The organism is Zhenpiania hominis (assembly GCF_014333425.1).
Lineage (GTDB): Bacteria > Bacillota > Clostridia > Peptostreptococcales > Anaerovoracaceae > Hominibacterium > Hominibacterium hominis.
Window position 1 is genome coordinate 116,823 of sequence record NZ_JACRYT010000001.1, and the last position, 12,876, is coordinate 129,698.

12 protein-coding genes are annotated in these 12,876 nt (G+C 44.8%); all 12 read left to right on the forward strand.

All coding sequences use genetic code 11. The features are described 5' to 3' along the window. Positions 1-8: 8 nt before the first annotated feature. Entirely contained in the window at positions 9-1,094 is a 1,086-nt protein-coding gene (gene flhB, locus H9L42_RS00570) for a flagellar biosynthesis protein FlhB (RefSeq protein WP_187301522.1), read from the forward strand. Next, positions 1,075-3,141, forward strand: coding sequence for a flagellar biosynthesis protein FlhA (gene flhA / locus H9L42_RS00575; protein WP_187301523.1), 2,067 nt, complete (start codon positions 1,075-1,077; stop codon positions 3,139-3,141). The genes flhB and flhA overlap by 20 nt, the downstream gene beginning before the upstream one ends. Positions 3,142-3,168: 27 nt before the next feature. Continuing rightward, the gene (locus H9L42_RS00580) at positions 3,169-3,975 is read left to right on the forward strand and encodes a sigma-70 family RNA polymerase sigma factor (protein ID WP_187301524.1); all 807 of its coding nucleotides are present in this window, start codon (positions 3,169-3,171) and stop codon (positions 3,973-3,975) included. 4 nt (positions 3,976-3,979) lie between these two features. Further along, on the forward strand, positions 3,980-4,732 hold the full coding sequence (locus H9L42_RS00585) for a flagellar hook-basal body protein (RefSeq protein WP_187301525.1): 753 nt from the start codon (positions 3,980-3,982) through the stop codon (positions 4,730-4,732). Between the two features lie 51 nt (positions 4,733-4,783). Beyond that, positions 4,784-5,497 (forward strand): flagellar hook-basal body protein, encoded by a 714-nt coding sequence (locus H9L42_RS00590; protein WP_187301526.1) that lies wholly within the window; start codon positions 4,784-4,786, stop codon positions 5,495-5,497. Between the two features lie 20 nt (positions 5,498-5,517). Beyond that, positions 5,518-6,147, forward strand: coding sequence for a chemotaxis protein CheC (locus tag H9L42_RS00595; RefSeq protein ID WP_187301527.1), 630 nt, complete (start codon positions 5,518-5,520; stop codon positions 6,145-6,147). Then, complete coding sequence (locus H9L42_RS00600; RefSeq protein ID WP_187301528.1) at positions 6,137-6,622, forward strand: chemotaxis protein CheD; 486 nt, start codon at positions 6,137-6,139, stop codon at positions 6,620-6,622. The genes H9L42_RS00595 and H9L42_RS00600 overlap by 11 nt, the downstream gene beginning before the upstream one ends. A gap of 32 nt (positions 6,623-6,654) precedes the next feature. After that, positions 6,655-7,578: a chemotaxis protein gene (locus H9L42_RS00605; RefSeq protein ID WP_187301529.1), complete on the forward strand. Its 924-nt coding sequence runs from the start codon at positions 6,655-6,657 to the stop codon at positions 7,576-7,578. Beyond that, complete coding sequence (locus tag H9L42_RS00610) at positions 7,571-8,890, forward strand: EAL and HDOD domain-containing protein (RefSeq protein WP_187301530.1); 1,320 nt, start codon at positions 7,571-7,573, stop codon at positions 8,888-8,890. The genes H9L42_RS00605 and H9L42_RS00610 overlap by 8 nt, the downstream gene beginning before the upstream one ends. A gap of 29 nt (positions 8,891-8,919) precedes the next feature. Next, positions 8,920-9,684, forward strand: coding sequence for a ParA family protein (locus H9L42_RS00615; RefSeq protein ID WP_187301531.1), 765 nt, complete (start codon positions 8,920-8,922; stop codon positions 9,682-9,684). Between the two features lie 11 nt (positions 9,685-9,695). Then, entirely contained in the window at positions 9,696-10,343 is a 648-nt protein-coding gene (locus H9L42_RS00620; RefSeq protein WP_187301532.1) for a late competence development ComFB family protein, read from the forward strand. Positions 10,344-10,479: 136 nt separating this feature from the next. Then, positions 10,480-12,861 (forward strand): flagellar filament capping protein FliD, encoded by a 2,382-nt coding sequence (gene fliD, locus H9L42_RS00625; protein WP_187301533.1) that lies wholly within the window; start codon positions 10,480-10,482, stop codon positions 12,859-12,861. Positions 12,862-12,876: the final 15 nt, after the last annotated feature.

Sequence of the window (12,876 nt, forward strand, 5' to 3'; positions counted from 1 at the left end):
ACAAAGGCTTGGCGGCAGATTCGAAGACCGAAAAAGCCACCCCAAAAAAACGACGTGATGAGCGCAAAGAGGGGCATATATTTTTCAGCAAGGATATTGTCAGTGTCGTATTCATTTTCGGCGCCTTTTATTCCTTAAAGCTGTTGCTTCCCGGAATGTATCAGTCTACAGGAAGCTTTATGGTTCACTTTGTGGAAATGTCGGGTACGCAGGAATCTCTGCCTTCCGGTATGTTGCAGAGTATTGCGGGGGAGTTCGCGAAGACATGTGTATCCTGCCTGCTGCCGATTCTGCTGATCTGTATGGGACTCAGCATTGTGGCCACAGGCGCGCAGACCAGATTCTTGTTTTCCAGGAAGAGTGTGGCGCCAAAGCTGAGCAGGCTTAATCCCATTAAAGGCATTAAGAATCTCTTCTCGCTGAGAAATCTAGTGGAACTCCTCAAGAGTATGCTGAAAATTGCCATTCTGCTGTATATTATGTATGGGATGCTGAAAGATGACTTTATTGCAGTCGTACGTACTATGGATATGGATATTCGTCTTTCGGCAGTATATATGCTTAATCTGATCATGGATATGATTATTGATATTTCACTGGTATTCGCAGTCATTGCTTTCTTTGACTATCTGTATCAGAGATGGGAATACGAGCGGAGCATTAAAATGTCCAAGCAGGAGCTCAAAGAAGAGTATAAACAATTAGAAGGAAATCCGGAGATTAAAGGGAAAATCAAGGATATACAGAGACAGCGGGCAAGATCCCGTATGATGCAGGCAGTGCCACAGGCTGATGTGATTATCAAAAATCCAACCCACTTCGCGGTAGCGCTCAAATATAAGATTGACCAGGATAACGCGCCTTTGGTCCTGGCAAAGGGGCAAGACCATCTGGCCTTGCGAATCATAGAAATTGGAGAGGCGCATGGAGTAACGGTAGTGGAAAATAAACCTCTGGCAAGGAGTCTTTATGCTTCCACAGAAATTAACCAGGAGATTCCGTCTGAGTATTACGGAGCGGTAGCCGAAATCCTGGTTTATGTATACAAGCTGAACAAGAAAGACGGAGCAAGTAATGAAAAGACTATTAAATAATGCGATCGCAGTTTTCGTAATTCTGATCGTTTTACTGTTGATTATTCCATTAAGTCCATTTCTGCTGGACGTAATGATTATTATAAATATATCACTCTCCATGATTATACTGCTGATCAGTATGAACATTAAAGAGCCGCTGGACTTTTCGATATTTCCATCGCTGCTGTTGATTACGACGCTCTTTCGGCTCGGAATCAATATCGCGTCCACTCGAAATATCCTGACAAACTCCGGATCGGCCGGCCAGGTGATTAAAGCTTTCGGTGAATTTGTGCTGCAGGGAAATGTTATTGTTGGATTTGTTATTTTCCTGATTATCATTTTTGTCCAATTCTTGGTTATTACAAAGGGCGCGGAACGTGTCGCCGAGGTAGCCGCAAGATTTACATTGGACGCTATGCCGGGAAAACAGATGGCTATTGACGCAGACTTAAGTTCAGGACTCATCGACGAACAGCAGGCAAAAGCGAGACGGGAGAAAATTCAGAGGGAAGCGGACTTTTATGGAGCGATGGATGGTGCTACGAAGTTCGTAAAAGGAGATGCCATTATGGCTCTGATTATTACTGCGGTAAACCTCATTGGAGGGGCCGCAATCGGGATGATTCAGGGTGGAATGGGAATTTCGGAAGTACTGTCTGTTTACTCTATCGCTACAGTCGGTGACGGACTGGTTTCCCAGCTTCCGGCGCTTTTGATCTCAACGGCAACGGGAATGATTGTAACTAGAGCAGTTTCAGAGGGAAGCCTGAATGAGGATGTAACAAAGCAGTTCCTGGCGCAGCCGCGGACTATGATGATCACTGGATTTTTCCTTCTGATACTGACCCTTGTTCCGGGAATGCCAATCCTGCAACTTGTGGTGATTGCTTTGGTTTTAATTTTTGGAGGCCTTTATCTGTCGCGAAAGATGCAGAAAGAGGCGGCTGCCTTCGCGGCGGGAATGGCTGCGGATGCTAAAAAGCAAGAAACACCTCAGACAGAAGAGGATTATTACAAGGATATTAATAATGTTTACTCCTTAATCGGTGTAGAACCAATTGAAATGGAGTTTGGATACAGCCTGATCCCCTTGGTGGATGAACCTAGCGGCGGAAAGATGCTGAACCGGATTGTAATTTTCAGAAGGCAGTATGCCCAGGAGATGGGGTTTGTGATACCGTCAGTACGTCTTAGGGACAGTTCCAGTCTTAATACGAATCAGTATCAGATTAAAATTAAGGGAGAAGAAGTGGCAAGAGGCGAGATCCTGGTAGATCATTATCTGGCTCTGGAACCAGCCTCTCCCACTGGGGAAATTGATGGTATTGAAACCATTGAACCAGCTTATGGAATCCCGAGTAAGTGGATTCTTCCGGAGAACAAAGAGATGGCGGAAATTTATGGATATACGGTTATTGATCCTTTGTCTGTGATGCTGACACATCTTTCTGAAACTATACGGCAGCATGCTTATGAGTTACTGACCCGACAGGAAGTCGTTCAACTTGTAGACAGCTTGAAAAAGACCTCCCCGGAACTTGTGGAAGAAACGGTACCGAATGTTGTAAATTATGGTAATTTCCAGAAAATACTTGTGGCCCTGCTCAAAGAAGGGATTCCAATCAAGGATTTGGAAACGATCTTGGAAACGGTCTCCGACTGTGCGGCATCTGGTATGGATATCAATTCGATTATTGAACAGGTACGTACTGCCTTAAAACGTACGATTACGAGGAAATTCTGCACTGGTGGTCAGATGTGTGTGCTAACACTGGACGCGGAGCTTGAAAAGAAAATGGTAGAGAGCATGACAAAGAATGAACAAGGCGTCTACCTGGCATTGAGTCCGGATATTATGCAGCATGTTGTAGAACAGATTGGAGAGGAACTGAAGAAATTTAATGAATTGTCGCAGGAACCGATTATTCTTACAAGTCAGGTAATTCGTATTTATGTATATCGGATGCTGGAACCGTTTTATCCGGGAGTTTATGTTCTTGCGTTTAATGAAATTTCCAGTAATATTCAGATTCAGGCCGTAGGGAACATTACAGCATCTTAACTGGAAGGAAAAGGTCAGGTCATTATTATGCAGAGACAGCAGGGCAGGCAGTTTGCCGGAAAAACAAGTGAAGAATTGCTTCGGGAATATAAAAAAAGCCAGTCCCTGGAAATCAAGCAGGAACTTGTGATACGCTATCTGGATGTCATCCGGGGGGCTGCGATCCGGATGCGTGATGTTTATGTCGGATTTACCCAGATGGATGATGTAATACACGAAGGTGTATTGGTGCTGATGAATGCCATTGACAAGTTTGAGCCGGAAAAGAATGTGAAATTTGAGACTTATATTTCTAAACGTATGCGGGGTATGATTATTGATTTGGCAAGAAAGCAGGATTGGGTTCCCCGAAGCGCCCGGCGTAACGCCAGGACGGTACAGCAGACGATTGAACACCTGACCGCTCAGATGGGAAGGAGTCCGAATGAAAAGGAAATTGCTGAGGCCATGGATATTTCTGTGGAAAAGCTGCGGGAGATTAACGCCAAAACAAACTTTTTTTCTGTCCTGTCCCTGGATATGATCCTCGATAAAGATGATGAAAATAAACCGGCGGCAGCAATTCCTTCAGGGGAAGTAAGCAGTCAGCCAGAAGAGGCTTATCTGGAGCAGGAATTCAAAGATATTTTGACAAAAGGAATTCAGAGACTGAAAGAAAAAGAACAGATGGTGATTTCGCTCTACTATGTGGAAGAGCTTAATATGAAACAGATTGCGGAAGTGATGCAGGTGAGTGAACCGAGGATTTCCCAGATCCATTCGGCTGCGATTCGTAAGCTGAAAGAGTATATCAGAAATGAAAAAATGTCAGGAAGTGACAGGAAAGGAAATTAGCAGTATGTTTCAAGGATTTTATAATTTAACATCCGGAGTATTGAGCCAGAACCGGAATCTAAATGTAATCAGCAACAACATGGCAAATATTTCGACACCGGGGTTTAAAAGCGACCAGTTTCTGGCATCTACCTTCAGGGAAGAACTGATTTCCAGGACAGGGAATAAAGACAAGGCACATCCGTACCCGCTGGGCACAACGTCCAAAATTAAAGCAGCAGACGAAACCATTACAGATTATACACAAGGAGGATATCAGCCTACCAGGAGCACGCTGGATTTTGCTTTAGGCTCATCAGGATTTTTCTGTATCCAGACGGAAAACGGAACCGTTTATACAAGGAATGGCTCTTTTACTCTGGACGATCAAGGCTACCTGTATTTGCCGACCGTTGGAAGAGTACTCGGCCAAAATGGACCGATTTATCTGGGAACAGATAAAATTACGGCAGACTCTACGGGGACGATTTACAGTGAGGATGGAAATACCCGTTACGGGCAGCTTTTAATCGTGGACTTCCAGAACTATGACACGCAGCTCGTTAAGACGACAGGCGATGTCTTTGTAGCAAACGGAGCTGCAGTTCCAACACAGGCTCAGGTTGTTTGGAAAGCGGTAGAAGGTTCCAATGTAGATGCTGTAGAACAGATGACGCAAATGATGAGCAGTCAGAGAGCACTGCAGAGTTCTGCTCAGGTGCTTAAAATGTACGACGAACTGATTGGAAAAATGGTTTCCCAGATCAGTCCGGTATAAAACCGAATGACTGGGAAATAGACAATATAAAGTAAAGGAGGATAAGAATCAATGGATACTTCTTTTTATACTGCAGCAAGGGGAGCCATGTCGCAGCAGGAGAGAATGAATGTGGTAGCCAATAATATTGCGAATCTTAATACGACCGGTTATAAAACGCAAAGCTCTGTATTTATGGATTTGATGTATTATAATATGCGTGCTCCGGAAGGGGAGTTAACCCGTCTGAAAGCGGGTACCGGTGTTATGCAGGAAAGAACAAATATTGACTTTTCTTCAGGGGGGCCGGGGGTAACCGGGCAGCCATATGACTACGCTCTGACAGGAGAAGGCTTTTTTATGGTCAGAGACCCGGCCAGTGGTGAGATTACGTATACAAGGGACGGACATTTTTCCATGTCTCTTAGAGCAGATGGGGGGATGTATCTGATTACCGATTCCGGAAAGCTGGTACTGGATGGCAACCGCAGACCAATACGTGTTACAGACGGGGAGGTTTCGGCTGAACCTGGAGTTTTTACCTTTGTAAATACAAATGGAATGCTGGCAGTAGGAAACAATGAATTCTCACCAGTTGCAAAAAATGGGGCACCGATTCGGATTGAAAATCCGGATCTGAAAAATGGCTATCTGGAAATGTCCAATGTAGATCTTGCGGAAGAGATGTCAAAAACGATTGAATCATCCAGAGCTTATGCTTATGCGCTGAAAATGGTTCAGACATCCGATGAGGTGGAGCAGACAATTAATAATCTGAGAGGCTGACAGGAGGCATAAGAAACAAAATGGGGATTAAACGTTATGAGGATATGGATAAAATGGCACTGGATGTGATACGGGAGATCGGCAGTATCGGGACAGGAAATGCTGCTACTGCTCTTTCCGGTATGCTCAGTGAACAGGTTCGAATGACCGTTCCGGAAATCGATATCAAAGGATTCAACGAAGCAATCGAACTTCTGGGAGAACCGGAAGATGTTGTAGCAGCTGTCATGGTTCGCATGAGCAGTGATGTGGAGGGTATGATGCTCTTCCTGCTGCGTTTGGAGTTCGTCAATGAAATTCTTGAGGGGATTTTGGGAAAACGCATTCAAGACTATTCCGAGCTGGATGAAATGGAGATATCTGCTCTTACAGAAGTGGGAAACATTATGATCTCCTCTTATACCAATGCGCTGTCTGGCCTTACGTCAATGAATATTTCTCTGTCTGTACCGGCAATTGCCGTTAATATGCTGGGAGGAATCCTGTCTGTACCTATGGCTGAGATGGGATATGAAACGGACAAATTGATGCTGATTAACGGTAAGCTGATCATACGGGACAAAAAACACGACAGTACAATTCTCATGCTGCCGGATATCGAGTCTCTCAATAAACTGATGGAAAAGCTGGTGGGCGGATATGACAGCTAAAGAAATAAAAATTGGAATCGCCGATATGAAGATTGCCAGACAGGATGGGATTCTGATTACTCATGCGCTTGGTTCCTGCGTAGGAATTACTCTCTATGATCCGCAGATCCGTCTGGGTGCCCTGATTCATATTATGCTTCCGGAAGCAGGAAATACGGCTGTCAGCAATCCGTATAAATTTGCGGATTCCGGAATACGGGAGACGCTAAGAAAACTTGCTGTTTTTGGTGCCTCGAAACATCGGTTTATCTGTAAGATTGCGGGAGGTGCGCAGATGTTTGCTATCAACGGCGGCGGCGGAATCGGAAACATTGGGCAGAGAAATATCGCCAGTGTCAAACGGATTCTTCAGGGGGAACGAATCCGGATCAGCGGCGAGGATGTAGGAAGCAATTACGCAAGAACCATGTTGCTGGATGTAAAGACAGGAATGGTCAAAGTGAGAACCATCGGGAAGAAAGAAGTTATTCTATAGAACCTAGACAAAGATACAGGAGGAAAGGTATTATGGCGGAAACAGAAATTTTACTGGAATCAGGGACCAATGAAATAGAAATAATGGAATTTACAATTTATGGCGAGCTGTATGGGATCAATGTCGCGAAAGTCAGGGAGATCATGATGTCCGATACGGTAAAGGCGATTCCGCACTCCCATCCGTCCGTAGAAGGAATTTTTAAACCGCGGGATGTGGTTCTGACCGTCGTAGATCTTCCTTTCTACCTGACAGGGAGGCCTACAGAAAAGCAGCCGAAGGATCTCTTTATTATTACAAATTTTAATAAGCTGCATATTGCGTTCCGAGTTCAGACTGTTGTGGGAATTCAGAGGATTTCCTGGGCAAATATTCAAAAACCAGATAAAACTCTGAATAATGGAGAAGAAGGAATCGCCACAGGGATCGCTCAGTGCGGAGATGATCTGGTGACGATCCTTGACTTTGAAAAAATAGTGGCGGAAATCGCGCCTGAAACAGGAATTCAGCTATCAGAGATCGATCAGCTGGGAGAGCGGCATGAAGATCCGCATGCCATTGTATTTGCGGAAGACTCTGTCTTACTTTCCAAAATGGTGGAGCAGTCCCTGACAAAAGCAGGTTATACCAACATCCATAAATTCAATAATGGACAGGAGGCATGGGACTATCTTTGCAGCATCCGTGATGACTCAGATCTGAAAGACAAAGCCAGTCTCATTATCACAGATATTGAAATGCCGGAAATGGATGGTCACCGCCTGACGAAGCTGGTAAAAACAGATGAAAAGCTTAAGCATATTCCACTGATTATTTTTTCCTCGCTGATTAACCATGAAATGGAAGTCAAGGGAAAACAACTGGGAGCGGATGAACAGTTGTCAAAGCCGGAAATTGGACATCTGGTAAGCGTAATTGATCATTTGCTGGAGAAGGGAGAAGAAATCCATGGATAAAGGTGTTGTACGACAGGCGATCAAGGAAGTCGAAAGTGATAAAATTATCGGATATGAACTGCTGTTTCAGGGAGGAAGCGACGATTTTTATGGAGAATCCGAAACAGCGGCAGCGGATACAATTTCGGAATTTCTGATGAACAATAGTCATAAGATTTTCAGGGATAAGCGTATCTTCATCACATTTACGCCTTCTCTTCTTTTTCGCAATCTGCCCAAAATTTTTGAAAGAAATAAAGTGATTATTCAGATAGAGGACAATCTGATTATTCATCCTTTGGCTATGCCAATTATACAGAAATACCATGCAGAAGGATACCAGTTCGCAATTAACGATTTTCAGTTTTCGCCTAAATATTTTAGTGTGTTGGAATACGCGGATTTTATCCGCATCCGAATAAAACCACAGATGGAGGAGCGAGAACGCCATTCAATGGAAAATATTATCCGTATGACCAAGGGATTCGGGAAAAAGTGTATTGCCACAGGGATCGACAGTCAGGAATCGTATGACAGCGCAATTGAACTGGGAGCCGATTACTTAGAAGGAAATCATATCGCAAAGACACTAACCACCAAGGCCAGCAAAGTGGAGTATATGCAAGGAAACTTTTTTCAATTGGTTGTGGCAGTAGCAAAAGAAGAACCGGATATGGCAGAAATCGAACAAATTGTCAGCCGTGACGCCGGGCTGACCTATGCGCTGCTCAAGCTGGTCAACTCCGCGTACTTTGCTTTGCGGCGCAGAACCGCATCCATCCGACAGGCGCTGATGACTCTGGGGATCGCACAGCTCCGTCAGTGGGTGTATATGCTGAGTTTTCATGTGGATGAAGATTTGCGACAGGAAGACGGTATCGAAGAACTTCTCAAAATTTCGTTCCTGAGAGCCAGATTTGCGGAAGAATTGGCTCCAAGAATTCCGGGCTTTCCGCTTGCAAAGTCAGAAGCTTATATGATGGAAATGTTTTCTACGCTGGAATTAATGGTTGATGCTTCATTGGAGGAAATTTTGGCAGAGATTCCGCTTCGGGAGGAAATCCGCGATGCCCTGCTCAGACAAGAGGGGATTGCAGGAAAACTGCATCAGTTGATTCTGGCCTACGAGCAGGCAGATTGGAAGCAGAGCAAAAATCTTGCGGACGAATTAGAACTGAAGATTTCCGTTATGTCACAGATTTATATCAACTGTGTGGAAGATGTCAATACGATTTGGGACGAGCTGACTGCGGACTACGCGCGGCCGGGAGAAGAAAAGGTGTTCAAAACCCCCGCAGACAGCAGAGAGCACATTGAGGATGTACTTAAGTAGAACAGAGAAGCGATAGGAGGAAGAAAACGTTGGCGACCATTATTGTTCTTACAAACCAAAAAGGGGGAGTTGGGAAAACCACTACAACAGGGGCGCTGGCAGCAGGACTGGGAATAAAGGGCAATAAAGTGCTGGCAGTCGATTTAGATCCGCAGGGGAATCTGGGGTTTAGTCTTGGTATTGATATTGAAGAAGGGCATACGATTTATGAAGTTTTTCAGAAAAAAGCGTCGATGCGAGAGGCAATTAAACAGGCAGAGCACTGCGATGTGATTCCATCGAATATCCTGCTGAGTGAAGGAGAAATTGTTTTTCAGGGTCAGGAACGCCAGCTTCTTTTAAAAAATGCGTTAAAAGAAGTAGAAGATATATATGACTTTATTGTTATTGATACACCGCCAGCTCTCAATCTTCTAACCTTGAACGGATACGCGGCTGCGGATTATTTGATTATCCCCATGGCATCGGAGATTCTGAGTCTAGTTGGACTGGTTCAGTTGCAGGATACAGTAGAAGGCATAAAGAACTCGATGAATCCGGAATTGGATGTTCTGGGAATCCTGCTTACAAAGTACAACAAGCGGACAAATCTGGCGAAAGATGTTTTGGATCTGGCATGGGAAGTGGCCCAACAGGCAGGATGTATTGTATTTGACAGCAAGATTCGTAACGGTGTCGCAGCTGCGGAAGCTCCCGCTCACGGTCTTTGTATATTTGATTATTCCCCTCGATCCAATCCGGCGAAGGACTATCAAGCCTTTGTTGATGAAGTCTATGAGAGAATAAAAGCTTAGGAAGTGAAGATATGGCAAAACGTACGAATAAAACCGATCATGTATTGAATCTGCTCTCCGGGAATAAAAAGGAAGTAGTGCAGAACGAAGAGGCTAGACAGGAACCTCCTGTAGATCCAAAGAAAAAGGAGAGTGTCCATGTGTCTGTTGTGAACCATTCTGCTGATGACGAAAGTCCTATCGCTGAATCGGTAAAAAATTCTCTGGAAGAAGAGATGGAACGTTATGTGGAGAGCAAGAAGGTATCTGAGTTACCGCAGGAACAGGAGAAGTCTGTGGAAACAGAAGCTCATCTGGAAGAACCAGAGTCAACAGAGGAACCAGAACCTCCGGAGGAAATGCCTTCCCAGGAGATAGCGACACAGGAATCTCTGTCAGAAGCAGAACCAGAGGAGGTTTTTACTGCAGTGAATGTGATGGAGCGACTGGTGCGGGATAAAGCAGAGGGCTATATGAAACAGTTTGGAAACTGTACTTGTTCTCGATGTGTGGAAGATACTGTGGCTTTGGCGCTGACGAACCTTCCCTCCAAATATGTAGTGGTAAACAGAGACGCTGTTTCACCGCTGCTCAATTTCTACGAAAAGCAGTATGCGGGACAGATCACAGTGGAAATTACAAAAGCGTGTATCAAAGTAAAAGAAAATCCGAGACATTAAAACGTATGAAACAGGGGGAGCGAAAAAATCTTACGCTTCTCTTGTTATTTTTTTGGGAGGAAGGACGATATATTAGATAGAGTATACAAAAGATAAATAGACAGCGCATTCAGATAAAAGAAAAGGAGTGAATATTATGGCATCAATCGGCGGACTTACCAGTGCGACCAGTACTTCCTCCATCAGAGGATACGGCGGCCTTGCCAGCGGTCTTGACCGCGACACCCTGATCGAACAGCTTACCTATGGGACAAGGAGCAAGATCGCAAAGCAACAGCAGAACAAGCAGTCCTTGCAGTGGGAGCAGGAGGCGATCCGAGCAATTACCGATAAAATCTATGACTTTACAGATAAATACACATCTTACGCATCTCCTTCCACAAATCTGACTGGATCCGGACTGTTTTCCAGAAATCAGATTACGGCGCAAGGAACCAACAGCAAATATATCAGCGTATCAGGAACTTCCTCTTCCGCAGATATGCTTTCCGTTGTGGGAATCAAACAGCTTGCTGAAGATGCGAAGATCATGGGATCCGCAGCTTCAACAGGTGAGTTGACAACAAATGCAATCAGCAATGATTTGGTGACAGGTACCTATAAGGAAAATCTTCTGGAAGGACAATATCTGTATATCAAATATGGCAATGATCGTTATTCCGTAAAACTGGGAAGCGGCGATGGATATGATTATGACAACCTTGCAGATGTCCTTAATAAATCTTTTGCAGAAATAGAACTGAATAACAGTACAGATGGAAAAAAACTGAGTGATGTACTGGAAGCATCAACAGACAGCGACGGAAAGCTGGTTCTAACAAGCAAAGACACTGCGGGGAATAACGTAGAGATTACCGGAGGAACCGGTGATGTTTTAAAAAATCTGGGATTCCTCGGTGAAGGCGAGACCATTGAAAGCGTTTTTGGTGAAGATGGATTTGTACTTTCAACGGGAAAATCGCAAACAGCAGCGCATGAAGCAAGTGCATTTGAGTCTACTGCTTTGACTGACTATTTGGCAGGGAAAACATTAACGTTTAATTATAACGGAGTCAGCAAGACCATTGAGATTGGATCCGGCCTTACAACAATGGAAGCTCTACAGGAAGATCTGCAGAAAAAACTGGACGATGCTTTTGGCACAGGACGGGTGAATGTAGGGCTCAATCAGACCGGTGACTCTTCGGAGTTGGTCTTTACCACAACTATTCCTGGCGGGGGAGAGGATCGCAGTTCGATGCTGACTATTACCGGAGGATCTGTGGGCCTCCTTGGAAAAGAAAATGGTCTTCTGGGGATTAACGCAGGCGCTACGACCAGGATCAATACCAGTGATACGCTGGCGGAAGTCTGGGCTTCTAAAAATAATGGAGCATCTTTAAGCGGAACAGAGGAGCTTGTTATCAACGGCGTTAAGATCGAGATCGCGGCAGACGATACCATCGAAGATATTATGGAAAAGATCAATTCCAACGAAGCGGCAAAGGTAACGATTTCCTATCAGAAGAACAGTGATCGTTTTATGATTACTTCCACGGAAAAAGGCGCCAGCGGGTCTATAAAACTGGAAGGCGAAATTGCGGATATGCTTTTTGGTGCAGATGCGGTCGGGAAGGAAGTAACCGGACAGGATGCGATTGTCGCAGTAAAATACGCGGGAGATCCGGATGTGACAGAGATCCGCAGAGACTCCAATTCTTTTACCGTAGACGGTCTGAATCTGAGCCTGAAAGGAACCTTTGGATATACGGAGGCCGGGGTTGTTGATACAACGGCCGAAGCGATTACCTTTGACGCCCAGGTGGATGTGGAAAATACAACCAATGTCGTAAAAGAAATGATCGAGGCATTTAACGATATCCTGAAGCTGGTCAGTGATGAAGTCAATCAAAAGCCGGATCGGGACTATCAGCCGCTGACGGATGAGCAGAAAGAAGAAATGTCTGACGATCAGATTGAAAGATGGGAAGAAAAGGCAAAAGAGGGTCTTCTCTTTAATGATACGGATGTAAGAGGACTGGCAGACGCGCTGCGTTTTATGATTCCAACGAATATGCAGTCCGCATTTGCGGAAATCGGAATTTCTGTTTCCACAGACTATGCGGATAACGGAAAGCTGGTCTTTGATGAAACGAAGTTTAAAGCAGCTTTGGAATCCGATCCGGAAAAAGTAAAAGAACTGTTTACCCGGAAGGCTTCCGAAGATGAAAACGGCAACCGTATACAGGCAGGTCTGATGGAAAATATGTCGTCTGTTATGAAAACTTACGCAGGAACAACAGGCGCGACGAAAGGAATTCTGGTTGTACGGGCAGGCTCGGTTCACGCTCCTACTTCCGTTCTTCAGAACAGCCTGCAGAAACAGATGGATGAGATCGATGACTTGATTGAATCTCTGCAGGATCAGCTGCAGACGGAGCAGGATCGATATATTTCTCAGTTTACGACACTGGAAACATTGATTGCGCAGATGAACAGCCAGAGCAGTTATTTGGCGCAGCTGAGCGGCGGATATTAATAAAGAGTGAGGAAT

Coding starts and splice junctions, on each gene's coding strand:
- flhA (WP_187301523.1), top strand. CDS start 1,075: ATGAAAAGACTATTAAATAATGCGATCGCAGTTTTCGTAATTCTGATC.
- H9L42_RS00580 (WP_187301524.1), top strand. CDS start 3,169: ATGCAGAGACAGCAGGGCAGGCAGTTTGCCGGAAAAACAAGTGAAGAA.
- H9L42_RS00585 (WP_187301525.1), top strand. CDS start 3,980: ATGTTTCAAGGATTTTATAATTTAACATCCGGAGTATTGAGCCAGAAC.
- H9L42_RS00590 (WP_187301526.1), top strand. CDS start 4,784: ATGGATACTTCTTTTTATACTGCAGCAAGGGGAGCCATGTCGCAGCAG.
- H9L42_RS00595 (WP_187301527.1), top strand. CDS start 5,518: ATGGGGATTAAACGTTATGAGGATATGGATAAAATGGCACTGGATGTG.
- H9L42_RS00600 (WP_187301528.1), top strand. CDS start 6,137: ATGACAGCTAAAGAAATAAAAATTGGAATCGCCGATATGAAGATTGCC.
- H9L42_RS00605 (WP_187301529.1), top strand. CDS start 6,655: ATGGCGGAAACAGAAATTTTACTGGAATCAGGGACCAATGAAATAGAA.
- H9L42_RS00610 (WP_187301530.1), top strand. CDS start 7,571: ATGGATAAAGGTGTTGTACGACAGGCGATCAAGGAAGTCGAAAGTGAT.
- H9L42_RS00620 (WP_187301532.1), top strand. CDS start 9,696: ATGGCAAAACGTACGAATAAAACCGATCATGTATTGAATCTGCTCTCC.
- fliD (WP_187301533.1), top strand. CDS start 10,480: ATGGCATCAATCGGCGGACTTACCAGTGCGACCAGTACTTCCTCCATC.